At 58.0% G+C, this 25,580-nt stretch carries 24 protein-coding genes; 9 read left to right on the top strand and 15 right to left on the bottom strand.

Annotation, left to right across the window (positions count from 1 at the left end; translation table 11 throughout):
* Positions 1-223: 223 nt before the first annotated feature.
* The 3 genes from H9X86_RS04350 to H9X86_RS04360 all read left to right on the top strand — a co-directional run bounded on the left by H9X86_RS04350 (position 224) and on the right by H9X86_RS04360 (position 3,194).
* Entirely contained in the window at positions 224-1,351 is a 1,128-nt protein-coding gene (locus tag H9X86_RS04350; protein WP_204900356.1) for a glycosyltransferase, read from the top strand.
* Positions 1,348-2,730: an undecaprenyl-phosphate glucose phosphotransferase gene (locus H9X86_RS04355; RefSeq protein WP_204900357.1), complete on the top strand. Its 1,383-nt coding sequence runs from the start codon at positions 1,348-1,350 to the stop codon at positions 2,728-2,730. Before H9X86_RS04350 ends, H9X86_RS04355 begins: the two co-directional genes overlap by 4 nt.
* Positions 2,731-2,828: 98 nt before the next feature.
* Entirely contained in the window at positions 2,829-3,194 is a 366-nt protein-coding gene (locus H9X86_RS04360) for a metal-dependent transcriptional regulator (RefSeq protein ID WP_204900358.1), read from the top strand.
* A 36-nt stretch (positions 3,195-3,230) separates the two neighbouring features.
* Here the strand turns inward: H9X86_RS04360 and H9X86_RS04365 are convergent, their stop codons facing one another.
* Together H9X86_RS04365 and H9X86_RS04370 are read right to left on the bottom strand one after the other, a co-directional pair.
* Positions 3,231-3,824 (bottom strand): sugar O-acetyltransferase, encoded by a 594-nt coding sequence (locus H9X86_RS04365; protein WP_204900359.1) that lies wholly within the window; start codon positions 3,822-3,824, stop codon positions 3,231-3,233.
* 4 nt (positions 3,825-3,828) lie between these two features.
* Positions 3,829-4,824, bottom strand: a complete 996-nt coding sequence (locus tag H9X86_RS04370; RefSeq protein WP_204900360.1) for an asparaginase — start codon at positions 4,822-4,824, stop codon at positions 3,829-3,831.
* A 135-nt stretch (positions 4,825-4,959) separates the two neighbouring features.
* Between H9X86_RS04370 and H9X86_RS04375 the strand changes: the two genes are divergently transcribed.
* Positions 4,960-5,754, top strand: coding sequence for an NAD(P)/FAD-dependent oxidoreductase (locus H9X86_RS04375; RefSeq protein WP_204900361.1), 795 nt, complete (start codon positions 4,960-4,962; stop codon positions 5,752-5,754).
* Positions 5,755-5,876: 122 nt separating this feature from the next.
* The gene (locus H9X86_RS04380; RefSeq protein ID WP_204900362.1) at positions 5,877-6,287 is read left to right on the top strand and encodes a hypothetical protein; all 411 of its coding nucleotides are present in this window, start codon (positions 5,877-5,879) and stop codon (positions 6,285-6,287) included.
* Positions 6,288-6,340: 53 nt separating this feature from the next.
* Here H9X86_RS04380 and H9X86_RS04385 read toward each other — a convergent pair whose 3' ends face one another.
* The 8 genes from H9X86_RS04385 to H9X86_RS04420 form a co-directional block, all read right to left on the bottom strand.
* Positions 6,341-8,392, bottom strand: a complete 2,052-nt coding sequence (locus H9X86_RS04385) for an ABC transporter permease (protein ID WP_204900363.1) — start codon at positions 8,390-8,392, stop codon at positions 6,341-6,343.
* Positions 8,389-9,153: an ABC transporter ATP-binding protein gene (locus H9X86_RS04390; RefSeq protein WP_204900364.1), complete on the bottom strand. Its 765-nt coding sequence runs from the start codon at positions 9,151-9,153 to the stop codon at positions 8,389-8,391. The genes H9X86_RS04385 and H9X86_RS04390 overlap by 4 nt, the downstream gene beginning before the upstream one ends.
* Positions 9,154-9,263: 110 nt before the next feature.
* Positions 9,264-10,256 (bottom strand): sensor histidine kinase, encoded by a 993-nt coding sequence (locus H9X86_RS04395; RefSeq protein ID WP_204900365.1) that lies wholly within the window; start codon positions 10,254-10,256, stop codon positions 9,264-9,266.
* 11 nt (positions 10,257-10,267) lie between these two features.
* Positions 10,268-10,939 carry a response regulator transcription factor gene (locus tag H9X86_RS04400; RefSeq protein WP_204900366.1) on the bottom strand — a complete coding sequence of 224 codons (672 nt, stop codon included), beginning with the start codon at positions 10,937-10,939 and terminating at the stop codon, positions 10,268-10,270.
* A gap of 98 nt (positions 10,940-11,037) precedes the next feature.
* The gene (gene rpsR, locus H9X86_RS04405; RefSeq protein WP_087231883.1) at positions 11,038-11,280 is read right to left on the bottom strand and encodes a 30S ribosomal protein S18; all 243 of its coding nucleotides are present in this window, start codon (positions 11,278-11,280) and stop codon (positions 11,038-11,040) included.
* A gap of 35 nt (positions 11,281-11,315) precedes the next feature.
* Positions 11,316-11,762, bottom strand: a complete 447-nt coding sequence (locus tag H9X86_RS04410; RefSeq protein WP_204900367.1) for a single-stranded DNA-binding protein — start codon at positions 11,760-11,762, stop codon at positions 11,316-11,318.
* 11 nt (positions 11,763-11,773) lie between these two features.
* Positions 11,774-12,070 (bottom strand): 30S ribosomal protein S6, encoded by a 297-nt coding sequence (rpsF, locus tag H9X86_RS04415; RefSeq protein WP_204900368.1) that lies wholly within the window; start codon positions 12,068-12,070, stop codon positions 11,774-11,776.
* Positions 12,071-12,487: 417 nt separating this feature from the next.
* Entirely contained in the window at positions 12,488-13,405 is a 918-nt protein-coding gene (locus H9X86_RS04420; RefSeq protein WP_204900369.1) for a LacI family DNA-binding transcriptional regulator, read from the bottom strand.
* Positions 13,406-13,498: 93 nt separating this feature from the next.
* On the opposite strand from H9X86_RS04420, the gene H9X86_RS04425 reads away from it, so the two are divergent.
* Complete coding sequence (locus tag H9X86_RS04425) at positions 13,499-15,763, top strand: glycogen/starch/alpha-glucan phosphorylase (protein WP_204900370.1); 2,265 nt, start codon at positions 13,499-13,501, stop codon at positions 15,761-15,763.
* Between the two features lie 86 nt (positions 15,764-15,849).
* Here the strand turns inward: H9X86_RS04425 and H9X86_RS04430 are convergent, their stop codons facing one another.
* Together H9X86_RS04430 and H9X86_RS04435 are read right to left on the bottom strand one after the other, a co-directional pair.
* Positions 15,850-17,577 (bottom strand): phospho-sugar mutase, encoded by a 1,728-nt coding sequence (locus tag H9X86_RS04430; protein WP_204900371.1) that lies wholly within the window; start codon positions 17,575-17,577, stop codon positions 15,850-15,852.
* A gap of 33 nt (positions 17,578-17,610) precedes the next feature.
* Entirely contained in the window at positions 17,611-18,852 is a 1,242-nt protein-coding gene (locus tag H9X86_RS04435) for an aminopeptidase (RefSeq protein ID WP_204900372.1), read from the bottom strand.
* A 162-nt stretch (positions 18,853-19,014) separates the two neighbouring features.
* Here H9X86_RS04435 and asnA point away from each other — a divergent pair, with 162 nt between their 5' ends.
* The 3 genes from asnA to asnS all read left to right on the top strand — a co-directional run bounded on the left by asnA (position 19,015) and on the right by asnS (position 22,788).
* Complete coding sequence (asnA, locus tag H9X86_RS04440; RefSeq protein ID WP_204900373.1) at positions 19,015-20,028, top strand: aspartate--ammonia ligase; 1,014 nt, start codon at positions 19,015-19,017, stop codon at positions 20,026-20,028.
* A 13-nt stretch (positions 20,029-20,041) separates the two neighbouring features.
* On the top strand, positions 20,042-21,157 hold the full coding sequence (locus H9X86_RS04445; protein ID WP_204900374.1) for an aldo/keto reductase: 1,116 nt from the start codon (positions 20,042-20,044) through the stop codon (positions 21,155-21,157).
* 236 nt (positions 21,158-21,393) lie between these two features.
* On the top strand, positions 21,394-22,788 hold the full coding sequence (asnS, locus tag H9X86_RS04450) for an asparagine--tRNA ligase (protein ID WP_204900375.1): 1,395 nt from the start codon (positions 21,394-21,396) through the stop codon (positions 22,786-22,788).
* A 60-nt stretch (positions 22,789-22,848) separates the two neighbouring features.
* On the opposite strand, the gene H9X86_RS04455 is transcribed toward asnS, so the two are convergent.
* The 3 genes from H9X86_RS04455 to mutY all read right to left on the bottom strand — a co-directional run bounded on the left by H9X86_RS04455 (position 22,849) and on the right by mutY (position 25,564).
* Positions 22,849-23,316: a GIY-YIG nuclease family protein gene (locus H9X86_RS04455; RefSeq protein ID WP_168124882.1), complete on the bottom strand. Its 468-nt coding sequence runs from the start codon at positions 23,314-23,316 to the stop codon at positions 22,849-22,851.
* A 342-nt stretch (positions 23,317-23,658) separates the two neighbouring features.
* Positions 23,659-24,531 (bottom strand): radical SAM protein, encoded by an 873-nt coding sequence (locus H9X86_RS04460; protein ID WP_204900376.1) that lies wholly within the window; start codon positions 24,529-24,531, stop codon positions 23,659-23,661.
* Complete coding sequence (mutY, locus tag H9X86_RS04465) at positions 24,521-25,564, bottom strand: A/G-specific adenine glycosylase (RefSeq protein WP_204900377.1); 1,044 nt, start codon at positions 25,562-25,564, stop codon at positions 24,521-24,523. The genes H9X86_RS04460 and mutY overlap by 11 nt, the downstream gene beginning before the upstream one ends.
* Positions 25,565-25,580: the final 16 nt, after the last annotated feature.

Here is a 25,580-nt window from a genome sequence, read left to right on the forward strand (position 1 = left end):
GAATCTCCTCCTGTCACAAATCATCGATGTATGGGCTACCATCATAACACATTTCGATCCATTCTACAACCAGAGAATACATTTATACGAAAAATCTTAAGATTCTCTTGAGATATCCCTTTTCACTCTTTCTTTCTCTTCCCACCCATGATATAATACATGACATGTTTTTCCCCCACCGCACCGTGATTTTTGATACTTTTTCCCCTAAGGAGGGGTACTTATGGGTCGCATTTTGTTTGTTGCGTCCACATTTTCCCACATCTGGAACTTTCACCGTCCATACCTCCGGGCCTTTGCCAGACAAGGTTGGCAGGCGGACGTAGCCTGCGGCGGAACCTCCATGGAGATACCAGAGGCCCATCACACATACACCATTCCCCTGGAAAAAAGCATGGCATCTCCCCGCAACTTCACTGCGACTGGGAATCTGCGCGCCCTCATTGGGAAAAACCACTACGATATCATCAGCTGCCACACCGCCTTGGCCTCCTTTTTTGTTCGTCTGGCAGTCATGGGTATGAGGCACCGCCCCCTGGTGGCGTGCACCTGCCATGGATATCTCTTTGACCAAGACACCCCCGCCCTCAAGCGCCTGGTACTCAGCGCAGCAGAACGGCTCACTGCACCTGTCACCGATCTTCTCATGACTATGAACCAGTGGGATACCCAGTACGCCCAAGCCCACAAGCTGGGCCGCCGTGTGGTGCACATTCCCGGCATGGGCATCGACCCCCAAAAACTACCCGCAGTCTCTCCAGATCAGGTGCAGCAGCTGCGGGAGCAGCTTGAGCTGCCTCAGGATGCCTTTGTGCTCCTCTTTGCCGGAGAATTTTCCCACCGTAAGAGCCAGCACATCCTGCTGAAGGCCTTGGCCCAGCTTCCCCAGCAGGTATACCTGCTCCTTCCCGGCCAAGGAAGCGAGCTGGAAGCCTGTCAGCAGCTGAGTCGAGATCTCGGGGTATCCCAGCGGGTGCGGTTTCCCGGTCAGGTGGCAGATATGCCCATATGGTATTCTGCCTGTGATGCCGTGGTATCCGCCAGCCGCATTGAGGGACTGCCCTTCAATCTCATGGAGGCTATGTACTACGCTCGTCCCATTGTGGCCAGTGATGTGAAAGGACACCACGACCTTTTGGCTCCCCGGCAAGTGGGACTACTTTACCCCTACGGTGACGCAGACCTCTGCGCCCGTCACATCGCCACACTGATGGCCCATCCCCACGAGACCCGAGCCATGGGTTTGAGGGCACAGCAGGCTGTATCCGGCTATCTGCTGCACCAGGTGGAGGGGCAAATCATGGATTGCTATCAGGCACTACTCAGCCAGGAAGGATCTTCAACGTCATGATAAAGGAAAATCAACGCACCCTGAATTATATCAACGTCGCACTGGATGCTCTACTCATCATTCTGTGTATGCCCGTGGCCTATGTTATCCGTGTTCATTTCTTTCCCTTCGATCCCCGTGGCATCACTCTGCCCTACTACCTCATTCTAACTCTGTGCATATTGCCTGTCTTTTTGGTGACTTTGGGCGCCATGAGTCTCTACGAGTCGCTGCGTACCCGACGGCTCCATTGGGAAATAGGGCGGCTGTTCTGGGCCTGCGCCATCAACTTTGTGGTGCTGCAAACCATGCTTTTCCTCATCAAGCAGTTCTATTTTTCTCGCCTCACTTTTGTGCTCTACTTTATCCTTGTGTTCTTTTCCCTGAGCTGCAAGAGGCTGGTTGTGCGTCTGTCGCTGCATCGGTTCCGCAAGATGGGATACAACCAAAAGCACGTGCTGCTGCTGGGTAACGGCCCCATGGCAAAGCGATATATCCAAGCCATCGCCTCAGATTCCAACTTAGGTTTTCTCATTGACGGATACCTGGCCCAGGAGGACACGCTGAAAGATCTGGGTTATCTGGGTGTACTGGATGATCTGGCCTATGTACTCAGTCGCTACCAACCCGAAGAGGTGGTGGCAGCTCTGGCCCCAGAGGAATTTTCCTACACCCCCATCATCATCGAGTGTTGCGAAAAAGAAGGTGTCAAACTGTCCATCGTCCCCTTCTATGCACAATACATGCCCTCAAATCCCCAGTTTGACTCCATCAACGGGGTGCCCATCATGAATATCCGCCGCATCCCGCTGGACAACATGGTCTACGCTGCGGCCAAACGCTTTTTAGACATCGTGGGTTCCCTGGTGCTCATTGTCCTCACTTCCCCCTTTATGCTCTTTGCTGCGGTGGGGGTGCGTTTGTCCTCCCCCGGCCCCATCATTTTCCGCCAAGAGCGGGTAGGTCTGCACAACAAGCCCTTCTATATGTACAAATTCCGTTCCATGCGGGTCAATGCCGCTCAGGACACCGGCTGGAGCCGCAACCGTGACCCTCGAAAGACCAAGTTTGGCGCTCTCATCCGCAAACTCTCCATTGATGAGCTGCCTCAGCTGTTCAACGTGCTCAAGGGCGACATGAGTTTGGTGGGGCCTCGGCCGGAGATCCCACACTTTGTGGAGCAGTTCAAGGACGAGATTCCCCTCTACATGGTCAAGCATCAGGTGCGTCCCGGCATCACCGGTTGGGCACAGATCAACGGTCTGCGGGGGGACACTTCCATTGTGGAGCGCATTCGCCACGATATCTATTATATCGAAAACTGGAGTATTTTCCTGGACTTCAAGATCCTCCTCATGACCCCCTTTAAAGGTATCGTCAACCAGGAAAAGCTGAGATGAGCCCACGTTCCCGCTCTTGCCCCACCGGAGAATTTATGCTATAATGGCACAAATTCCGTTGCCGCCGGGAAAACGGCGTGAAAGGGCGGTGAATCCATTTGGAAATCCATGAATCTGCGGAAAATTACCTGGAAGCCATTTTGGCCCTGAGCGAAAAGGGCCCAGTACGTTCCATCGACGTGGCCCAACACCTGGGTTTCTCCAAACCCAGCGTCAGCCGTGCCATGAGCCTGTTGCGGGATAACGGCTATGTGGTCATGGACGAGAACAGCTTCTTGATTCTCACGCCCGCCGGCCGTGAGATCGCTGAGACCATCTACGAGCGGCACCGCCTGCTCACCCAGTGGCTAACTTGGCTGGGGGTCCCCTCAGACATCGCCGCTGAAGATGCCTGCAAAATCGAGCACGATCTCAGCCCCCAGTCCTTCCAGGCTCTGAAGGACCATATTGCCAAACATAGCTAAAAAATGTGTCGCAGAAGGGTTTCTGCGACACATTTTTTATGCCTTCATTGATTTTTCCCAATGATCTCGATCCGACTGCGTGATCTCCCTCAGCACACGGGCAGGATTGCCCACAGCGATGGTGTTGGGCGGAATGTCCCGGGTTACTACGCTGCCCGCTCCCACCACAGCCCCATCTCCGATGGTGACCCCGGCCAAAATGGAGCAGCTGCCCCCGATCCAGACGTCCTTCCCGATGTGCACCTCTGCCCCATACTCCCAGCCAGTGGCCCGGTCGCCTGGGTCAATGGGATGCCCGGCGGCATAAATGGACACATTGGGGCCGATGAGCGTCCGGTCTCCGATGGTCACCTGGCACACATCCAGAACGGTGAGGTTATAATTGATAAACACATCTTTTCCCACAAAGATCTGCTTGCCGTAGTCGCAGCGCACAGGAGGAAGCATGGTGGTGTTCTCCCCCACCTCCCCTAACAGTTGCTCCAGCAGTGCCCGCTGTTCCCCCCACCGCTGGGGCGGCAGCTGGTTATACCGATACAGCAATTCCTGGGCCTTCATTCGCTCCTCCTGCAACCCATCCTGGTTGGCCAGATACGGCAGCCCAGCCAACATGCGCTCTTTGTGGTTCATACTCTCATCCTTCCTTTCGTTCCCCTGACAAGCTGTGGGCGAAAAACTCCCGCACCTGTTCCGGATCCTCCGTCTGGCCTAAGGCCCACATCAGCTTGGTGACTGCCGCCTCGGTGGTCATGTCGTATCCCTGGATGACCCCCTCAGCCAGGGCCTTCTGCCCAGCCTGATAGAGGGCAAAATTGCTGCTCTCATACAGGCACTGGCTGCACACCACCACGGACATACCAGCCTGAGCCGCCTTTTGCAGCTTCTCAATGAGGTTGCGGCGGATGAAGTGGAGACCACCGGCCCCAAAGGCCTCGATGACCACGCCCCGATAGTGCATGTCCAGCAGCATATCGAAAATCTCCGGGTTGAGCCCCGGGGTGAGCTTGATGAGAAACACTTCCCGGCACAGCTGGTCCCGCAGCCGACAAGGCCCCTTCACCGCCGGAATGGCTTTTTCGTTGATGGTAAGTCCCGAGCCGCTCACCTGCCCCACCAAGGGCCAGTTGACGCTCTCAAAGGCCCCGAAGTCGGTGGTGTGGGTCTTCACCGCCCGGCACCCCAGAATGACCTTCCGGTCAAAGGCCACAAACACCCCTGGCATTCCCGAAGCCGCCATGGCCAGGGCGGTGCGCAGGTTGTCCAGCCCATCGGTGAGGGGGTGCTCAATGGGCAGCTGGGCACCGGTGAGCACCACGGGAATGGGAATGTTGCGCACCATGTAGGACAGCACCGAGGCGGTGTAGGCCATGGTGTCGGTGCCGTGGGAAATGACCACTCCGTCGTACTCCTCCCGGGCCTTGTAGACATGGGAGGCAATGAGCTTCCACTCCTCGGGCTGAATGTTGGAGGAGTCCAGATGGAGAATATCCTTCACCGTCAGCTCATAACTGTTGGCTAAGCCGCCAATGTAGTGGGCCAGCGCATCCCCATCCATCCCGGGAGCCAGCCCCTCCTCCGTCATCCGGGAGGCAATGGTGCCCCCTGTGGTCAAAAGCAATATACGTTTCATATCTATCCCCCTGGGAATCTCTTTTCGCAGGTTTCAGTATATCCAATTTATTTCTTCTTTTCAAGGGCATCCTACCCGTTGCCGGATGGCCATTTTCTTGGTATACTGTGAAAAAAATCAAAGGAGGACGATCCTATGTCATATGATCTTCTGGTGGTGGGGGCCGGCCCCGCTGGTCTGTCTGCCGCCATCTACGCCCGGGCTCGCAACAAATCCGTGCTGGTGGTATCCAACGAACCCACCGCCAGCCCCCTGTGCAAGGCCCACCAAATCGACAACTACCCCGGCATCCCCCACATCACCGGCAAGCAGCTGGTGGAGGACATGCTCTCCCAGGCCCAGGAGATGGGCGCTGAGTTTCGTCAGGGGCGGGTGCTGTCCCTGATGCCCTTGGGTGACTCCGTCATGGCCTCCATTGGCGACCAGGTGGAGCAAGCCACCGCCGTGGTGCTGGCCCCCGGCGTGGCCCGGGCTGCCGCCCTGCCCGGAGAGGAGAAGCTGCTGGGCCGGGGCGTGAGCTACTGCGCCACCTGCGACGGTATGTTCTACCGGGGCAAGCAGGTGGTGGTGGCGGGAGACGCCCCCGACCTGGAGGAAGAGACCGAGTACCTGCGCTCCATCGGCTGTGAGGTCACCTCCGTGCGTCTGCCCGGGCTCCACATCCTGGGTGAGGACCAGGTGTGCGGGGTGCGCACCCCTCAGGAGGAAGAAATTCCCTGTCAGGGCGTGTTCCTGCTCCGGGCCTCCATCGCTCCCACCCAGATGGTTCCGGGCCTGGAATTGGATGGCAATTATGTAAAGGTAAATGCCTTTATGGCTACCAATCTCCCAGGGGTTTACGCCGCCGGAGACTGCACAGGCCAGCCCCTCCAACTGGCCAAGGCCGTGGGCCAGGGGCAAATTGCCGCCCACCATGCCCTGGGGCTGTGAACTTTCCTTTGTTAAATTTTTTGGAAAATTTGCACGAGGTTCTTGAAATTATGCTCCAATGATGGTAACATGGTGTACAAGAAAAGGGGACTCCCCCTTGAAACCAATAAGGAGTGATTGTTATGGTCAAAGTAATTATGGGCCCCAAGGGTACCGGTAAGACCAAGCAGATGATCGATTTGATCAACACAGCAGTGGAAACCGAGCACGGCAACGTGGTTGCCATCGCCCACGATTCCAAGCTGACTTTTGATATTAACTACAAGATCCGACTGGTTGAGACCTCCGACTACAACATCCCCAATTATGACACTTTGAAGGGATTCCTGTATGGCCTGTACGCCAGCAACTACGACATCACCCACGTGTTCATCGACAGCTTGAACAAGCTGGTCTCCACCGAGAACAAGGCCGATGTCGAAGCCTTCCTGGATTGGCTGGAGGCGTTCTCCCAGAAGTGCGGCATCAAGTACACCGTCTCCATCAGCGAGGACGAGTCCTCTGCCACCGAGGGTGTGCGCAAGTATTTCTAATATATTTTACATCAAATTTTTTGGGCCGGGTGCACATGCACCCGGCCCATTTTTTATTCGCCTCTCATTCCGCTGACGATACGGAAATAAGATCGGGACGTAAGCCGATAGATAAGCACATAGAACAGAGCAAATGCCAGGAAGCTGATGACTGTCACAGTGGCAAACAGCCACACATTGGTCAGGCCAAGCAGCAGCAACAGCTTTCGGATGAGGGGGAAGGCGAAGGCCAAGTGGACCCCCGCCATGACCAGAGGCAGGAAGAACACGGTGAGCACCTGAGAGTTGATGCTCTTTCGAATCTCCACCTTGGTCATGCCAACCTTTTGCATGATGTCGAACCGGGACTGATCCTCATACCCCTCGCAGATTTGCTTGTAGTAGATGATGAGCACCGCTGCCAGGATAAACACCACACCCAGCAGGATCCCCAGGAAGAACAGGCCGCCGTATATACCATAGGTGTCCGCCCGCTCCTGAGCTGCCGCCTCCAGCAAGACGTGGAAAAACTCCTCATCTTCCGCAGCAATCTCCATGTCTCGCAGTCCAGTTTGCAAATCCTTGGCAATGCTTTTCTGGGTTTCGTCGTCACAGTTGAGGTCAAAGCCGTAGAACCAGTGTGGGCTGATGAACTGGTCACTCCCCTCCGACATCTCTCCCAGTCGATCCATGACACTGGAGAAATCCGGGACGAAGAGATAGATGGAGGGGACGATCTGCATGGCATCCACCCCGTTATCCGCAAAGGAGTCCACCTGGCCTGCCACGGACAAGATCATGCCATTCCCCAATGTCAAGGTGTCATAGTCGTAGCTGTCCTCTTTAGTTGTGAACACCAGGGTCTCCCCAGGTACCAGCTCCTCATGCTTGCCCATGAGCTTGTTGTAGTCCTCCAGGGGCGCCACAAATACCTGCCAGGTGTTGGCCATGTCCTCCACATTGTAGGAGTTTTGGAAGGTGTTCTCCAGGACAATGTGGTCCTCCCGCTGGATGCCCACAAAGCCCGCCACCCGGTAGTCCAAGACGTTGCTCATGGTGGCATCATAGCGCTCCACCGTCTCCTCCGCCAGCGCTCGCACCTGGTCCAGGCGCTCATCGGTGAGGGTGTCCACCGTGTCCACCATACCGTCCAGATTGATGTGACGGGGATATCGATTGCGGATGCTGTCCTCAATGCCGATGTACAGGCAGGAGGTGGAGGAGATCATCACCAGCACCATGGTGCACAGAATGCAGATGGAGGCCAGACCCGCTCCGTTTCGCTTCATGCGATAGACCATGGATGACACCGAGACAAAGTGATTGGTCTTGTAGTAATACTTCTTATTCCGCTGCAGAAGGCGGCACAAGGCCACAGAACCTGCCACAAAGAGCAAGTAGGTTGCCACCACCACCATGGCTACGGCAATGAAAAAGCCCAGCATGGCAGTGATGGGGTCTTCCACGGTAATGGCCCAGTAATAGGCTCCTGCCAGCACCACCAGACCCAGCAGGGCGATGATCCAGTTGGCGCGTGGGGGCTTCTCCCCGGCGTTTTCACTGCGCAGCAGTGCGATGGGGCTGGTCAAGTGGACCTGACGCAGGGTGTTGAGGTAAATGAGGCCAAAAATCACCACAAACAGGATCACGGTCTGAATGATGGATCCCATCTCCACCGTCAAAGTGTATATGACACCGCCACCCAAGATGCGGGTGAGAGCCAACTCAGCCACCTTGGAAAAAAGCACACCAAAGAACAGGCCGCCCACCAAGGTAATGGCTGCGATCATCACCGTTTCCCACAGCAACACCAGAGCCAGATTGCGTTTGCCCATACCCAGGATGTTGTACAGACCGAACTCCTTCTTTCTTCTCCGAATGAGGAAGGAGTTGGTGTAGAACAGGAAAATGAGGGAGAACACACACATGACCCCGAAGCCCATGTCCAAAAAGCTCTGGGCCGTGCGGCCACCGGCCATACCGGCCAGGATGGAAGACTGGCCCAGGAAGGAGACGATGTAGCACACCATCACCACACCGATGCAGGCCAGTATATAGGGCAGGTACAGTTTTTTATTCTGACGGATGCCCGTCCACGCCAGTCGGCGGTAAAAGCCCATTCTCATGCCCGCTCACCACCTGTGGTCAACAGCGTCAGAGCATCGGAAATCTTCTGGTAGAACTGGTTTTCCGTGTTCTGGCCCCGGTAAATCTGGTGGGACAGCTGACCATCCTTGATAAACAGCACTCGTCCGGCGTGGCTGGCCGCTTTCACCGAGTGGGTGACCATCAAAATGGTCTGGCCCTGGGCGTTGATGTCCCCGAACAGCCGCAGCAGCTCATCGGTGGCCTTGGAGTCCAACGCTCCCGTGGGCTCGTCAGCCAAAATGAGTCGGGGGTTTGTAATCAGCGCCCGAGCCACAGCTGCCCGCTGTTTCTGGCCGCCGGACACCTCGTAGGGATACTTCTTCAACAGGTTGGCAATGCCCAGCTGGCCAGCCAGGGGGATGAGCCGCTGCTTCATCTCGCTGGGCTGTTTGCCGGAGAGCACCAGAGGCAGGTAAATGTTGTCCTCCAGGGAGAAGGTGTCCAGCAGGTTGAAGTCTTGGAACACAAAGCCCAGGTGATCCCGGCGGAAAGCAGCCACCTCAGACTCCCGGATCTTGCCCAGCTCCTGCCCGTCCAGCTTCACGCTGCCCCCGGTGGGCTTATCCAACGCTGCCAGGATGTTGAGCAGCGTGGTCTTGCCCGAGCCAGACTCACCCATGATGGCCACATACTCCCCTTCCTCCACCTGGAAGGTCACATTCTTCAGGGCCTGCACCTGGGTGCCGCCAAATCGGGTGGTATAGATTTTTTGCAAGCTCTGTACTTCTAAGATACTCATAGAGCGGTTCCTCCTTTGCTGTTTACATGCTTATTATACCTGGGAGAAACCCCGCCCTCCATTTCTTCTCCTTACAGTTTCTCGTCCACTTCTAACAGTTTTGTCACAAATCACTCCACCCATCGCTCTTCCCGATCCAGGCAAATGCGGATGGTGGTACCCTGTCCCAGGGTTGACTGGGCAGAGATGCGGTGGCCCAGGTTGGAGCAGATACGCTGACACAGGTACAGTCCCAGGCCGATGGCCTTTTTATCCACACGCCCGTTGTACCCGGTATATCCCTTTTGGAAGATGCGGGGCAGATCCTCCGGGGCAATGCCGATGCCGTTGTCCCGGATGCACAGGGTGGCGGGCGCATCCAACTCCACCCATACCGCTCCCCCATCCGGGGTATACTTCAGGGCGTTGGATAGCACCTGCTCTACCACAAAGGCCAGCCATTTCTCGTCGGTGAGCACTCGCAGCCCTGACGGCTCATAGTGCAGGGTGATGCGGCGGCGGATGAACTGGGTGGAGAACTTCCGTACCGCTCCCCGGACAATGTTGTCCAGGTCATATTCCCGGAACAGATAGTCCGTGGACTGGGAGTCCAGACGGAGGAAGGCCAGCACCATCTCCACATACTGCTCAATGCGCATCAGTTCCTCCAACAGCTGCCGGGCCGCAGGAGAGTCCTGGCTCTGGAGGGTCAGGCGCATGGAGGCAATGGGGGTTTTGATCTGATGGGCCCACACAGTGTAGTAGTCCACCATGTCCTCATAGCGTCCCTGCATCTCCCCTTCCCGCCGGGCCTGCTCCTGGCGCAGCAGATGGATGATATGCTGATAGTCCCGGTCATCCTGGCAACATGGCGTTGGAAAGTCCCCCATCACCGCCCCGGACAGCCGTGAGAGCTGTTCCAGACGTCGGTGTCTCTCCCGGGCCCGGCGCACATCCAGCCCCAGAAACACACACCCCAGCACACCGCACAGTCCCACCGGGTAGAGCACTGCGCCCAGGGGCAGCTGATACAGGGCAAACACGCCAAAAAAGATCAGGGAGAACAGCACAAAGACGCCCACCGCCTTCCACCGATCCCGAAGATAGGTTTTGAAGTACGTCATACTCTTCCCCCTTATGAAATGAGATATCCCACTCCAAACTTGGTGGTGATAAAGGCCGTCAGACCTGCTCTGTCCAGTTTCTTCCTCAAGCGGTTGACGTTCACCGTCAGGGTGTTCTCGTCCACAAAGCTGTCCCCCTCCCACAAAAGCTCCATCAGACGCTCCCGGCTGACCACACTGCCTTTGTTTTTCATGAGCGCCAGAAGAATGCGGTACTCGTTTTTGGTCAGGTCGATATTCTCCCCCTGGTAGGTCAAGGTGCCATCCCCGGTGTTGAGCATGGCTCCCCGGTGCTCCAGCACCGGGACCGACTCCCCGTAGTCGTAGGCCCGGCGGAGCATGGCCTGCACCTTGGCGATGAGTACACTCTGGTCAAAGGGCTTGGCAATAAAATCATCCGCCCCCATATTCATTGCCATCACCAGATTCATGTTGTCCGAAGCGGAGGAGAGAAAGACAATGGGCACCTGAGACACCGTCCGAATTTGACTGCACCAGTGAAACCCATTGAAAAAAGGCAGGCCAATGTCCATGAGCACCAGATGGGGCTGGTATCGGGCAAACTCTCCCAGCACATCCCGGAAATCGGTGACACACGCCGCCTCCAGCCCCCAGGCCTCCAGCTGCTGCTGCACCGCCCCGGCAATCCCCCGGTCATCCTCCACAATCAAGATCCGGTACATCTTCCTCTCCCCTTTATTCGAAATTTTATCCAGTATACCACAGTCTCAAGACACAAAAAAGCCCCTGCCTGGAATAGGCAGGGGCTTGACGCTGCAAATTAGTCGGTGACGTAGGGCAGCAGAGCCACGTGACGGGCACGCTTGATGGCCTCGGTCAGCTGACGCTGATGCATGGCGCAGGTGCCGGTGGTGCGGCGGGGCAGGATCTTGGAGCGCTCGGACAGGAAACGCTTGAGCTTAGCAGCGTCCTTGTAGTCGATGTGCTCCACCTTGTCCACGCAGAAGGCGCAGACCTTGCGGCGCTTGCGGTTGCCGCGGGGCTTCACATTATCCATAGCCATAATGGCAGACCTCCTTACGATATGATAGCCCTTATTTAGAAGGGCAGATCGCCGTCGTCATCGGCCAGCTCAGCGAACTGGTCGGCGCCGGCAGGAATCCCGTAATCCACGGGAGCGGGGGCGGCGGGACGGCTGAAGCTGCCGCCGCTCTCGCCGTCCCGCTTGGAGTCACCGAAATACACGTTCTCGGCAACCACCTCAGCAGAGCGGCGCTTGCCGCCGTCCCGATCCGTCCAATCACGAATCTGAAGGCGGCCCTCCACCACAGCCATGCGGCCCTTGGTGAAGTACTTGGATACGAACTCAGCCGTGTTGCGCCAAGCCACGATATCGATGAAATCGGTGGACTTCTCGCCACTGTCACGGCTCTTGAAATCCCGGTCCACAGCCAGAGAGAAGGACGCCACGGCGGTGCCGCTCTGGGTGTGTCTCAGCTCGGGGTCACGGGTCAGACGACCCATGAGGATGATTCGGTTGAGCATGCGCTACCTCCTCAGGCTTCCTTGCTGACGATGATGGAACGCATGATGCCGGTGTTGATGCGCATCAGACGGTCCAGCTCAGCGGGGAAAGCGGGATCAGCGGTGAAGCTCATCAGCACGTAGTAACCCTCGGTCAGGTCGTTGATGGGATAAGCCAGCTTGCGCTTGCCCCACTCGTCCACCTCGGTCACAGTACCACGGCTCTCGGCCAGGGTCTTGAACTTCTCCACCAGAGCGGCAGTCTCCTCCTCGCCCAGAGTGGGGTTGACGATGTAGAGCACCTCGTAGTTTCCGGTCAGTTTTGCCATAATCTTTGCACCTCCTTACGGACATATGGCCCCCGGTCTCGCCGGAGGCAAGGATGTGTCCACCCACTGGGGCAGACCCACTAATTATATCGAAAAGTACCGTTTTGTCAAGTCTTTTTTTCATATTTTGCGGTGCAGTGCCGATTTTCCCCAGACGCTTTATGTCCTTTGGCAAAATAAAGAAACTTTTTTCTATGTAAATACGCTTGTCCGTTTTTGTTTTGTTCAGTCGAAAAAATAGATGAACATTTTATCTCGTCCCTCAGACTCGTTGTGCCACAAGGATTTGCGACATCAGTTCAGGTGAACGCATTTTGTTCACCTGTTATTGTTCACTTTTGATAATTTGAACTTTTCAATCTTGTGTAGTATTTTTATCCAGATTTCTTTGACCTTTTGTTGGTCTTGTAGTAAACTTTACCCGTTCCCGGAAAAATCTGCGCCAATGAGAATGCGGTTGCCCTGGGTTGGGTCATAATCCAGTGTGAGCAAATCTGAGGCCGCATCAGCCGCCGCCCTTGCTTTCAGAGTATTGGGTGTGGGCAACAGGGTCACTTGGGGTGGAAACAACCCCGGGTCATCCAGGGAACAGATCACTGCCACATCCTCAGCGGGCAGGTGCTGACACACCTCTACCCCCAGCAGATCTCCCACCACGATCCCCTTTCGGCCCTGGTGGACATGGAGAAATTCATGCAGAGACTGCTGGCCGTTGTGGAAGTACACGTCCTGGGGCGAAAAGTCCTGGGTCAGCAGGGTCATAAGCTGACCGCTGCGTACCGGCTCAGCCATCAGGAACAGATCCTCCCGTCCCAGCTTCTGCCGGGCTTGGCTGAACAGGGACGGATAGTCAGGCAGGATCTTATAATAGAGAGGGTCGTTGTTGTCGCAGTCCACAAAGATCATGGGTGTGACGCAGGGCGGGTTCACATGAGCCACCGCCTGGCATCCCCCATCCAGCACAAAGATCACGCTGGGAGACACCGCCAAAATCTTGCGCCAGTCCTCCACCAGATCCCGCAGACGCAGGATCACCGAGGGGATGCCCAGTGCCAGCAGCTCGTTTTCCAGCCGCATGGCCAGGTCCGTGAGTTGGAGACGCCGCCCCACCGATTCCCCATCCACCGTGGTAACCAAAATAGCCGCCCGGTTCTTCTTGGCCCGGATGGTGCGGGTGGTGGGATAGTTCAGCCGCTTGGCCGTGTCAATGACCCGCAGCCGGGTGGCACTGCTGATCTTTCCCTGCCCTGTATGGTTAAGGGCGTAGGACACGGTGGCCAACGAGCAGCCGCAGACCTTTGCAATTTGACGCATGGTCACCTTTTTCTCTCCCATAACAACTTCCCCCTCCGGTCGTACTTTGACCATCATATCAGAAAATCTGGAGGTTGAAAAGAACCTCACAACCCAAAAGGAGCGAATCTCACCATGGAATTTCAAGCAAGACTCAACGAGATCATCAAGGAGCGCTACAACTGCCCTCTGAAAAAGTGTACCAAGGGACAGGTCTATCACGCCCTGCTACAGCTCACCCAGGAGCTGTCCGCCCAGCGTCCCGCCCCCAACACCGGACGCAAGCTGTACTACTTCTCTGCTGAGTTCCTCGTTGGCAAGCTGCTGAGCAACAACCTGCTGGCTCTGGGCATTTTCGATCAGGTGTCCACCCTTCTGGAGAAAAACGGGTTCACCCTGTCTGAGATCGAAGAGCAGGAGCCGGAGCCCTCTCTGGGCAACGGTGGTCTGGGCCGTCTGGCAGCCTGCTTCCTGGATTCCCTGGCCGCTCTGGGCCTGCCCGGCGACGGTGTGGGTCTGAACTACCACTACGGCCTGTTCCACCAGTATCTGCGGGAGAACAAGCAGCAGGAGCAGGCTGATCCCTGGATCGAGGAAGAGGGTTGGCTCATCCCCACCGGCGTGACCTTCCCGGTGCGCTTCGGCAACCAGACCCTCAACGCCGTGATGTGGGACATCGCTGTGCCCGGCGCCAACACCGACATCGCCAATCGTCTGCACCTGTTTGACGTGGAGCAGCCCGCCGCTGCCCCCACCCACGGCATTGACTTTGATAAGGGTGACATCACCCACCACCTCACCTCCTTCCTCTACCCCGATGACAGCGACGAGGCTGGGCGGCTGCTGCGTGTCTATCAGCAGTACTTCATGGTCTCCGCCGGTGCTCAGCTGATCCTCAAAGAGCTGGACGAGCGGGGCATCTCCCCCTGGCAGCTGTGCGAGCACGTGGCCATCCAGATCAACGACACCCATCCCTCTATGGTGCTGCCTGAGCTGACCCGCCTGCTGCTGGAGCGTGGCCTGTCCATGAACGACGCCCTCCACCAGGTGGCCCACGCCTGCGCCTACACCAACCACACCATTCTGGCCGAGGCCCTGGAGAAGTGGCCCATGAGCTACATTGAGCGGGTGGCCCCCCAGCTGGTGCCCATCATCCGGGAGATGGACCGCCGGGCCAAGTTCGTGTTCCCCGACCCCCGTATGGCCATCATCGACAACAAAGATGTGGTGCACATGGCCCACATGGACATTCACTACACCTACTCCACCAACGGCGTGGCCGCCCTGCACACTGAGATTCTGAAAAACTCTGAGCTCAAGCACTTCGCCGACGTGTACAGCTACAAGTTCAACAACAAGACCAACGGTGTCACCTTCCGCCGCTGGCTGGAGGTGTGCAACCCCAAGCTGGCCGCCCTCATCGACCAGTGCATCGGCTCCGACTGGCGGAAGGATGCCAGCCTGCTGGAAAACCTCTTGCCCATGGCCGACGACCCCAAGGTGCTCCAGGCCATGCTGGACATCAAGGACCAGAACAAGCAGCATCTGGCCCAGGTCCTCAAGCAGCGCCAGGACGTGGAGGTGGACCCCCAGTCCATCTTTGACATCCAGATCAAGCGCCTCCACGAGTACAAGCGGCAGCAGATGAACGCCCTGTACGTCATCCGCAAGTATCTGGACATCAAAAACGGCCAGCTCCCCACCCGGCCCATCACCGTCATCTTCGGCGCCAAGGCCGCTCCCGCCTATATCATGGCAAAGCACATCATACACCTCATCCTCTGCCTGCGTCAGCTCATTGAGTCCGATCCCCAGGTTCGTCCCTGGCTGCGTGTGGTGATGGTGGAGAACTATAACGTGAGCTGGGCGGAAAAGCTCATCCCCGCCTGCGATATCTCCGAGCAGATCTCTCTGGCCTCCAAGGAGGCCTCCGGCACCGGCAACATGAAGTTCATGGCCAACGGCGCCATCACCCTGGGCACCATGGACGGGGCCAACGTGGAGATCGCCCACCTGGTGGGCAGCGAGAACATCTACACCTTCGGCGCCTCCAGCGACCGGGTCATTCAGATGTACGCCAACCGCAGCTATCATCCCCAGGAGTTCTATCACCGCCCCTGGGTCAAGGAAGTGGTGGACTTCATCGTCTCCCCCACCATGCTGTCCATCGGCGACGAGAGCTGCCTGCGTGCCCTCCACAACGACATTCAGAACAAGGACTGGTTCATGGCTCTGCTGGACGTGGAGGAGTATAACGCTATACGCAACCGCATGGTCAACGACTATGAAGATCGCATGAACTGGGCCCGCAAGATGCTGGTGAACACCGCCAAGAGCGGCTTCTTCTCCAGCGACCGCACCATCGCCCAATACAACCACGATATCTGGCACCTGAACTGAGCTGACGCTCGGTAAAGACATCCATTTTCAGCGTGTAAAAAATCCCGCTCCTACTCAGGAGCGGGATTTTTCATTTTGGAATGCAATCAGCCCTTGAGGCCCTCGGCCCAGGCGGCGTAACGCTCCACCTTGGCAGAGCAGTCGGCCTGGCTCTCGCCACGGGCCAGGATGTACACCTTCACCTTGGGCTCGGTGCCGGAGGGGCGGACGATGACGGAGGTGCCGTCGGCCAGCTCGTAACGCAGCACATTGGAGCCGGACAGTTCCATGGTGGTGCGCTCCCCGGTGGCGGTATCCACCACGCTGCCGTCCTGGTAGTCCTTCCACTGGGCCACTGTGGTGCCGCCAATCTCACGGGGGGGATTGGCCCGCAGGTCAGCCATGAGCTGAGCCATCTTCTTCAGTCCGTCCAGGCCGGGCATCACCAGGTTCAGGGTGCGCTCACCGAAGTGGCCGTACTTCTCGTAAAGCCCCTGGAGGGCATCGTACAGGGTCATACCCTGTCCTGCATACCAGGCAGCCATCTCCGTGAGGGCCACAGAGGCGGTGACGGCATCCTTGTCCCGGACAAAGCTGCCCAGCATATAGCCAAAGGACTCCTCATAGGACATGATGACATTGCCCTCGCCGGTGCTCTCCAGCTTATCCTTCTTCTCGGCCAGGAACTTAAAGCCAGTGAAGGTGTCGTAGCATTTCAGGCCGTTGTCCTCCGCCACCTTGCGAGCCATCTCGGTGGTCACCAGACTCTTGAGAGCCACGGGATTGGCGGGCATCTTTCCGGTGCGGGTCTTGGCACCAATGAGGTAGTCCAGCAGCAGCACGCCGGTCTGGTTGCCGCTGATGACCACAAAGTCGTCGTCCTTAGTACGCACCATGATGCCCACACGGTCTGCATCAGGGTCAGAACCCAGAATAAAGTCGGCGCCCTCCCGCTTGGCAATCTCCACAGCCAGGGCAAAGCCCTCAGGATTCTCAGGGTTGGGGGAGGCCACAGTGGGGAAGTCCCCGTCAATGATCATCTGCTGAGGCACGCAGATCACGTGCTTCATACCCAGGCGGCGCAGGGCCTCGGGGATCAGCTTGTAGCCGGTGCCGTGGAAGGGGGTATACACCATCTTGAAGGTATCAGACACGGCATCCACTGCCGCCTGATCGTTGACCTGCTCCATGACGTTGGCCAGGAACTTCTCGTCGGTCTCCGTCCCCATCAGGGTGATGCGGCCCTCTTCCGCAGCCTTGTGGTAGTCCATGGTCTTCACGCAGTCGAACACGTCCAGCTCCTGCATCTTGGCAGCCACCTTGTCGGCGGGGCCGGGAGGCAGCTGAGCACCATCAGACCAGTACACCTTGTAGCCGTTGTACTCCTTGGGGTTGTGGCTGGCCGTGATGTTAATGCCTGCAATGCAGCCGTACTCCCGAATGGCAAAGGACAGCTCAGGAGTGGGCCGCAAGGACTCAAACAGGCGCACGGGGATGCCGTTGGCAGCCATGACACAGGCAGCCTCCCGGGCAAAAATGTCGGAGTTGTTGCGGCAGTCAAAGCAGATTGCAATGCCCTTGGCCACGGCCTCAGGGCCCTCCTCCAGGATCACCTGGGCAAAGGCCTGGGTGGCATGGCGCACCACATGCACGTTCATGCGGTACAGGCCCACGCCCATGGTACCCCGGAGACCGGCGGTACCAAAGCTGAGCTGAGAGAAAAAGCGGGACTCAATTTCCTTCTCGTCCCCGGCAATGGCGGTCAGCTCCGCCTTCTCCTCCTGGGACAGGGCCGAGCTTTCCAGCCAACGCTGATACTGTGCTTTGTAATCCATCATAATTCCTCCTCAAAATTCAGAGTATGTCTATTAAAATGCAAAGTTGCCGTCCACAAACACGGGGATCTCCCGTCCATCCTGCGTGGTACCCACAATGGACAGATCCTTGGTGCCCACCATAAAGTCCACATGGGTCATGGACTGGTTGAGCCCCAGAGCCTTCTGCCCCGCCTCGTCCAGCTCCTCGCCACCTTTGACGCAGTTGGGGTAGGCAGAGCCATAGGCCAGGTGGCAAGAGGCGTTTTCATCAAACAGGGTGTTGTAGAACAAGATGCCGCTGTTGCGGATGGGGGAGTCATAGGGCACCAGGGCCACCTCGCCCAGATAGGCCGCCCCCTCATCGGTTTCCACGGACTGGCGGAGGTACTCCTCCCCTTCCCCAGCGTGGACACCCACGATCTTACCATTTGCAAAGTCCATATAGAAATCCTTCACCAAATTGCCGTTGAGGGCCAGAGGCATGGCGGCATACACCCGGCCGTTGACACCGTCCCAACGGGGCGCAGTGAAGATCTCCTCGGTGGGCATATTTGCCACAAACTCCACACCACGGGGGGTGTCCTCGCTGCCGCCCATCCACACATGGTTGTGGGGCAGAGTGATGGTCAGGTCAGTGCCCAGGGAGTTGGTGTAGTGCAGGCTCTTGAAGTTGTATTCATTGAGCAGCTTGGCTCTCCGGGCCGTGGCATCCACATGCTCCCGCCAACGCTCCACCGCCTTACCGTCCCCGGTAATACGGCACACAGAGAAGATAGCCTCCCACAGTGCGTCGATGGCCTCCTCCCCCTTCTTGTCCGGGAAGACCTTCTCCGCCCAGGCCAGAGTGGGATGGGCCCCGATGGACCACTGAACCCGGTTTGCGCTGAGGCTGTCGTGCCAGACCCGTGTGTTCTGGCCCTGCACCCGCTGCCAGGTCTGGATGCGGGTGGAATCCACGCCCCGGAGCATCTCCGGGTCAGAGCCGATGATGGACAGGGCGGCGCACCCCTCCTTCACCAGCCACTCATACTTCTCTTTGAGGTAGTGGGGGAACTCTTCAAACACCTGGCTATCCGCTTTCAGATACCGCTGCCGGATGATGAAGTCGTCCCTCCAGTCCATAATCACGTCCTTAGCTCCCCGGTCCAGAGCCACCTGGGCACACAGACGAGCCAGAGGCGCACACTCCACGGGAGCGGCCAGATTCACCCTCTGTCCAGGCTGAATATTCAAGCCAACTTCTACCAGAAGATGGGCATATTCCTCCAATTTTTCGTGAAAATTTAGAACCATAGTCTTGGTTCTCCTTTCCCTGTACATTTCCCACAGATAAGGGGATTTCAAAACTCCCCATTATTATAACATCACATATAAAAAAATACAAATCGGAAATTGCATTTTTTAGCATGATGAAGTATAATCTTTTCTATCTTGAAGTATGGAGGAGCTTGTGCCATGTTGAAAACCGTGATCCCCGCAGGGTATTCCCCCTGTCTGAACCTATACGACACCCAGAAAGCCATTGGCCTGCTTAAGCGTCTGTTCGAGGACAATTTGGGTGGGGCACTCCACCTGCGCCGGGTGTCCGCTCCCCTGTTTGTGGAAGCCTCCACCGGCCTCAACGACGACCTCAACGGCGTGGAGCGGGCGGTCTCCTTTGACATCCCCGATGCCGGGCGAGACGCCCAGGTGGTGCATTCCCTGGCCAAGTGGAAGCGCATGGCCCTGCACCGCTATCAGTTCTCGGTGGGTGAGGGTCTGTACACCGACATGAATGCCATCCGTCGGGACGAGGATCTGGACAACATCCACTCCGTGTATGTAGACCAATGGGACTGGGAGAAGGTGCTGGCTCCCCGTGACCGCAACCTGGACTATCTGAAGGCCACCGTCACCACCATCGTGGCTGCCCTGGCCGATACCCAGTCCACCCTTCGGGCCGTCTATCCCCAGCTCACCCCTCTGCCCGCCATCCAGCGGGAGGTGTCCTTCGTCACTGCCCAGGAGCTGGAGGATCTGTGGCCGGAGCTGTCCCCCAAGCAGCGGGAGAACGCCTGGGTGAAGGATCACCCCACCACCTTCCTCATGGGCATCGGTGCACCCCTTAAGTCCGGCAAGCCCCACGATGGCCGTGCCCCCGACTACGACGACTGGGACTTAAACGGCGATCTGCTGGTGTGGAACTCGGTGCTGGGCTGCGCCTTCGAGATCTCCTCCATGGGCATCCGGGTCAGCCCCGAATCCCTGGATCGCCAGCTGACCATGGCCGGATGCGACGACCGCCGGGAACTGCCCTTCCACAAGATGCTGCTGGAAGGCAAGCTGCCCCTGACCATCGGCGGCGGCATTGGTCAGAGCCGTGTGTCCATGTATCTGCTGGGCAAGGCCCACATCGGCGAGGTGCAGGCCTCGGTGTGGGATAAGCAGACCCAGGAGGCCTGCCGGGACGCCGGAGTCATTCTGCTGTAACGGGGGTGGGCACATGAAAAAGTTGGGCTTCGGCTGTATGCGCTTTCCTCTGCTGGATGCCGAGGACAATACCTCCGTTGACTTCCCCCAGGTATGCCAAATGGTGGACCTCTTCCTGGCTCGGGGCTTTACTTACTTTGACACCGCATACTTCTATCACGGAGGCACCAGCGAGGAAACCGTGTGTCGAGCCCTGGTGCAGCGTCATCCCCGGGACAGTTTCACCCTGGCCTCCAAGCTGCCTCTGTCCAAACTCAAGGAGGCCCAGTCCCCCCAGGAGCAGGAGGACATCTTCCAGCAACAGCTCCAACGCTGTGGGGTGGACTACTTCGACTACTACCTGCTTCACAACGTCAACGCCGACAGCTATCAGACTGCCCAGCGACTGGACAGCTTCGCCTTTGTCCAGCGCATGAAGCAGGAGGGAAAAATCCGCCATGTGGGTTTCTCCTTCCATGACAGCCCAGAGGTGCTGGATCAGGTGCTCACCGATCACCCGGAGGTGGAATTTGTCCAACTCCAGCTCAACTATCTGGACTGGGAAGACCCCAAGGTACAGTCTCGCCGCTGCTATGAGGTGGCGGTCTCCCACGGCAAGCAAGTGGCGGTGATGGAGCCGGTGAAGGGTGGCAAGCTGGCCAATCCCTCCCCGGCGGTGCAGGAGATGTTCGCCGCTCTGGACCCCAACGCCTCACCCTCCTCCTTTGCCATTCGGTTCGCTGCCTCTCTGGAGCATGTCTTCATGGTGCTCTCCGGCATGTCCTCCCTCTCCCAGGTAGAGGACAACACCGGGTACATGGCAGACTTTCACCCTCTGTCCCCCGCCGAAGTGGCGGTGACAGAGCAGGCCGCCCGGCAGATTCGCCAGGACGGCACCATCCCCTGCACCGGGTGCGCCTACTGCACCGACGGCTGCCCCCAGCGCATCCCCATCCCCGCCCTCTTTGCCCTGTATAACCGCACACTGGGCCAGCCCGGCCCCCAGCACAAGAAGGAGTACCAGGACCTGTGCGCCCAAGGTGCTCCCGCTTCTGCCTGTGTGGCCTGCGGCCAATGTGTAGATGCCTGTCCCCAGCACCTGGATGTCATTGCCAACCTCCAGCGGGTCCGTGCAGCTTTTGAGGGTTAAAAACCGTGCTTCAACGGGCTGTGAGAACTTTCTCACAGCCCGTTTTCCCTGTAACCCTTGCAAAATCTTCAAAAAATGGTATAATAGCCGCACAGCGGCTGTTATACCCAGGATTTCAATTGCCGTTTTTCTCGCCCCTGACGGGGCAACCGAAAAACCTGGCGTTGTATCATCAACGCCTTTGGCACAAGTCTTTTGTGTCCTGATAGATCATTTGAGAATTGAGGGAATGTAGTATGGATCGCATCACCATCGCCTCCGTCTTTGCCGACAGCGAGAAGCTCTCCGGCCAGACGGTCACCGTCATGGGTTGGGCCCGCACCATCCGTGACATGAAAACCTTCGGATTTGTGGAGCTCAACGACGGCTCTTGCTTTAAGAACCTCCAGATCGTGCTGGATGCCAACGTTCTGGACAATTATAAGGAGATCACTGGGCAGAACGTGGGGGCCGCCCTCATCGTCACCGGCACCGTGGCGCTCACCCCCCAGGCCAAGCAGCCTCTGGAAATCAAGGCCACCTCTGTGGCTGTGGAGGGCACCTCCTCCCCCGACTACCCCCTGCAAAAGAAGCGTCACACCGTGGAGTACCTGCGCACCATCCAGCACCTGCGCCCCCGCACCAACCTGTTCTCCGCCGCCTTCCGGGTGCGGAGTGTAGCCGCCCACGCCATCCACTGCTTCTTCCAGGATCGGGGCTTTGTCTACGTCCACACCCCCATCATCACCGCCTCCGACTGCGAGGGCGCCGGTGAGATGTTCCAGGTAACCACCCTGGACGTGAACAATCCCCCCCGCCTGCCCGACGGCAGTGTGGACTGGTCCCAGGACTTCTTTGGCAAGAAGGCCAACCTCACCGTGTCCGGCCAGCTTAACGCCGAGAACTTCGCCATGGCCTTCGGCTCTGTGTACACCTTCGGCCCCACCTTCCGGGCGGAGAACTCCAACACCCAGCGCCACGCCGCCGAGTTCTGGATGATCGAGCCGGAGATCGCCTTTGCCGACCTCAACGATGACATGAACCTGGCTGAGGATATGATCCGCTATATCATCCGCACCGTGCTGGACAAGTGCCCCGACGAGATCAACTTCTTCAACTCCTTTGTGGATAAGGGCCTGAAGGAGCGTCTGGAACTGGTGGCAAACTCCGAGTTCGGCCGTGTCACCTACACCGACGCCATCGAGATTCTCAAGAAGAACAACGACAAGTTCGACTTCAAGGTGGAGTGGGGCTGCGACTTGCAGACCGAGCACGAGCGTTACCTCACCGAGCAGGTGTTCAAAAAGCCCGTGTTCGTCACCGATTATCCCAAGGACATCAAGGCCTTCTATATGCGCCTCAACGACGACGGCAAGACCGTGGCCGCTGCCGACTGCCTGGTGCCCGGCATCGGCGAGATCATCGGCGGCTCTCAGCGTGAGGAGCGCATCGAGGTACTGGAAGAGCGTATGCACCAGCTGGGCCTCAACCCCGAGGACTACTGGTGGTACCTGGACCTGCGCCGCTACGGCTCCTGCCGTCACGCCGGCTTCGGCCTGGGCTTCGAGCGCATGGTGATGTACCTCACCGGCATCAGCAACATCCGGGACGTGGAGCTGCACCCCCGGACTGTGGGCAACGCGGATTTCTAAAATCTACTTCAAAGATGAACAAGGCACCCCCCGGACTGTGGAAGTCCGGGGGGTGCCTTGTTATGTCCTCCAGTTTGCCAAAGGCAATGTACCGTACTGATCTCTAAAATTGTTCAGCAGCCTATGCTCCCTTGCGTCTGCATCTATACAAACCTCATAGGTCAACATCAACCTTTCGGCGTGTTCAACTTGCCAGATTGCTCTGCCGCCTTTGTGGTTGACAGCTTCATCCCATCCATATTTTATGTACTGTCGGAGCCGTTGACGCAGCCCCCTTTTCCCACTGGCTTTTCCAATGTATAACACGGTTTTGTTTCCACACCTTCTGTATTTTTCTTGGAGAATATTCTCCCCATACAATGGTGCGTGCTGGTTAGGCGCAGTGGGTTGGAATTGTATGTCCATTCCCTGGGGAACACATACAAAATAGATGCCCGGTTGATCTGGAATATCTGCACATTCGGTATCGTGGAGCATCTCCAAAGTCCATGTGACCCCCATTGAGACATTTTCTATTTGTTTATTCAATCGTTCTTCCTCCAGCATCCAACTTCATTTTTCTTATTGGGAATTTCCGCTACGCCTACATTCTGTTCTGTTCTTGTCCGGATTCCCACCGTTCTAGGTCATTCGGGTTCCAGGGGCTTCATCAGCGTACAAAAGCCTCCCTCAGGGAGGGAGGTGGCGTCGCCGTAGCGGTGACGGAGGGAGCCTTGGGGTGCACCGCAGTCCATCCGCCTCCCTTGTGTAAAGGGAGGTGGCCCGGCGTAAGCCGGGTCGGAGGGATTGACGGCTCCAGGGTAACGGGTCAACCCCTCAGTCAGCCTTACGGCTGACAGCTCCCCTTACACAGGGGAGCCTTTGGGCCGGTCACTTCATATTCCAATCTGGAATAAACTTCTCCCCCACCGCCTCCAGCTCCTGCACATAGCCCTGAATCCCCAGGGCGTCCATGTAGCTGCGGGCGGCTCTCAGCTCGGAGGGGCGAAGGGTGCGCTGCAATTCTGGGAACTGCTCCAAATCTCCACAGGGGGTATACTGGGCCATGAGGGAGAACAGCACCTCACCGGGGACGAACTGCTGGGCCACCCAGTCCATCACCCGCTTGGCCTCATTCAGCCGCCCTGGGAGAAGCAGGTGGCGGATCACCACCCCTTTTTTCAAAATCCCGTCCTCCAGCTGCACGGGGCCAGTCTGACGAAACATTTCCACAATGGCAGCCTTTGCGGTGGAAGGATAGTCCGGGGCAGCGGAGTATTTCTCCGCCAACCCCTCGGACACATATTTCAGGTCGGGGAGGTACACACCCACCTTTCCCTCCAGGCTTTTCAGAATTTCCACCCGCTCGTAACCCCCGCAGTTCCACACCACCGGCAGGTTGCCAGGCATGGGCCGGGCAAGCACCTTTTGCAGCACGTGGATGTACTGGGTAGGGGTGACCAACTCGATGTTGTGGGCCCCCTCCTCCGCCAGCTTCTCAAAAAGGGCGTACAGTTCCTCCTCGGTCACCCCTTTCCCCTGGTTTCCATGGCTGATGGGCCCGTTCTGACAGAACACACACCCCAGGGTGCAGCCAGAGAAAAACACCGTCCCCGCCCCACGAGTGCCGGAGATACACGGCTCCTCCCAGTGGTGGAGCTCCGCCCGGGCCACTTTCACCATGCTGGGCAGGCGGCACCAGCCCTCCCCTTCATCCGGGGTACGCTCTGCCCCGCACTGGCGGGGGCACAGGTTACAGATCATGGCCGATTTCCTCCTTCACCCCGTCCATCACCCCGTCAAAGGCACTGGGCACGGCGTAAATATCGTTGAGTTCCTGCCAGGTGCACCACATCCAGCCCTGGGGCAGCTTGTCCCACTCCAGGTAAACCTTACGGGCGGTGAGATGCCACTCCACATGGGTGAAGATGTGCCGGGCCACCCCGGCAAACTCTCCCTGGGGCATGTCCCCTTCCCACCCCTTGGGCAGCTGGCCATGGAGCGCATTGGGAAACTCCCACAGCCCCGCCAGCAGGCCCTTGGGGGGCCGCTGGCACAAGGCCACCCGGTTCTCACGATAGAGCAGCCACACGTCCCGCTCCTCCACCCGGCGGGGGCGTTTGGGTGCCTTCACCGGGATTCGGCTCCAGCTGTCCTGGGCCCGAGCCACGCAGAAGTCCCGGGCGGGGCAGCGTTGGCACTGGGGCGCCCCGTTGGGCAGGCACACCGTGGCCCCCAGCTCCATCATAGCCTGGGTAAACTTGTCCGGGGCGTGGAGGGGGATAATGGGCTGGAGCTGTTGGGCGATGGCTCGCTTGGTGGACTGGGCCAGTATGTCCCGCTCATCCCCATTGATACGGGTCACCACCCGAAGGACGTTGCCATCCACCGCCGGGACGGGCTGACCCAGGGCGATGGAGCAGATAGCCCCGGCAGTGTAGTCCCCCACCCCCTTCAGAGCTCGCACCTGCTCATACTGGGTGGGAAACACCCCGCCGTGCTCCTCCATGATCTGCCGGGCGGCGGCCTGGAGGTTGCGGGCCCGGCTGTAATAGCCCAGCCCCTGCCACAGCTTCATCAGTCTCTGCTCGGGCACTTCGGCCAGCGCTGCCACGTCGGGCAGCTCCGCCATAAAACGGGTGTAGTAGTCCAGCACCGCTGCCACCCGGGTCTGCTGGAGCATGATCTCCGACACCCACACATGGTACGGGGTGGGATCCTCTCTCCAGGGCAGAATGCGGGCATTGTCCCGGTACCACTCCAACAAAGGGATGGGTAGTTGTTCCAAAGGCTGCATGAGGTTACCTCCAGGT

The organism is Pseudoflavonifractor capillosus (assembly GCF_016902575.1).
In the GTDB taxonomy this organism is placed as follows: domain Bacteria; phylum Bacillota; class Clostridia; order Oscillospirales; family Oscillospiraceae; genus Enterenecus; species Enterenecus capillosus_A.

Bases quoted from the DNA above. Each gene is read 5' to 3' on its own strand.
- H9X86_RS04350 (WP_204900356.1), top strand. From the start codon at position 224: ATGGGTCGCATTTTGTTTGTTGCGTCCACATTTTCCCACATCTGGAAC.
- H9X86_RS04355 (WP_204900357.1), top strand. From the start codon at position 1,348: ATGATAAAGGAAAATCAACGCACCCTGAATTATATCAACGTCGCACTG.
- H9X86_RS04365 (WP_204900359.1), bottom strand. From the start codon at position 3,824: ATGAACCACAAAGAGCGCATGTTGGCTGGGCTGCCGTATCTGGCCAAC.
- H9X86_RS04370 (WP_204900360.1), bottom strand. From the start codon at position 4,824: ATGAAACGTATATTGCTTTTGACCACAGGGGGCACCATTGCCTCCCGG.
- H9X86_RS04375 (WP_204900361.1), top strand. From the start codon at position 4,960: ATGTCATATGATCTTCTGGTGGTGGGGGCCGGCCCCGCTGGTCTGTCT.
- H9X86_RS04380 (WP_204900362.1), top strand. From the start codon at position 5,877: ATGGTCAAAGTAATTATGGGCCCCAAGGGTACCGGTAAGACCAAGCAG.
- H9X86_RS04385 (WP_204900363.1), bottom strand. From the start codon at position 8,392: ATGAGAATGGGCTTTTACCGCCGACTGGCGTGGACGGGCATCCGTCAG.
- H9X86_RS04390 (WP_204900364.1), bottom strand. From the start codon at position 9,153: ATGAGTATCTTAGAAGTACAGAGCTTGCAAAAAATCTATACCACCCGA.
- H9X86_RS04395 (WP_204900365.1), bottom strand. From the start codon at position 10,256: ATGACGTACTTCAAAACCTATCTTCGGGATCGGTGGAAGGCGGTGGGC.
- H9X86_RS04400 (WP_204900366.1), bottom strand. From the start codon at position 10,939: ATGTACCGGATCTTGATTGTGGAGGATGACCGGGGGATTGCCGGGGCG.
- rpsR (WP_087231883.1), bottom strand. From the start codon at position 11,280: ATGGCTATGGATAATGTGAAGCCCCGCGGCAACCGCAAGCGCCGCAAG.
- H9X86_RS04410 (WP_204900367.1), bottom strand. From the start codon at position 11,762: ATGCTCAACCGAATCATCCTCATGGGTCGTCTGACCCGTGACCCCGAG.
- rpsF (WP_204900368.1), bottom strand. From the start codon at position 12,070: ATGGCAAAACTGACCGGAAACTACGAGGTGCTCTACATCGTCAACCCC.
- H9X86_RS04420 (WP_204900369.1), bottom strand. From the start codon at position 13,405: ATGGGAGAGAAAAAGGTGACCATGCGTCAAATTGCAAAGGTCTGCGGC.
- H9X86_RS04425 (WP_204900370.1), top strand. From the start codon at position 13,499: ATGGAATTTCAAGCAAGACTCAACGAGATCATCAAGGAGCGCTACAAC.
- H9X86_RS04430 (WP_204900371.1), bottom strand. From the start codon at position 17,577: ATGGATTACAAAGCACAGTATCAGCGTTGGCTGGAAAGCTCGGCCCTG.
- H9X86_RS04435 (WP_204900372.1), bottom strand. From the start codon at position 18,852: ATGGTTCTAAATTTTCACGAAAAATTGGAGGAATATGCCCATCTTCTG.
- asnA (WP_204900373.1), top strand. From the start codon at position 19,015: ATGTTGAAAACCGTGATCCCCGCAGGGTATTCCCCCTGTCTGAACCTA.
- H9X86_RS04445 (WP_204900374.1), top strand. From the start codon at position 20,042: ATGAAAAAGTTGGGCTTCGGCTGTATGCGCTTTCCTCTGCTGGATGCC.
- asnS (WP_204900375.1), top strand. From the start codon at position 21,394: ATGGATCGCATCACCATCGCCTCCGTCTTTGCCGACAGCGAGAAGCTC.
- H9X86_RS04460 (WP_204900376.1), bottom strand. From the start codon at position 24,531: ATGATCTGTAACCTGTGCCCCCGCCAGTGCGGGGCAGAGCGTACCCCG.
- mutY (WP_204900377.1), bottom strand. From the start codon at position 25,564: ATGCAGCCTTTGGAACAACTACCCATCCCTTTGTTGGAGTGGTACCGG.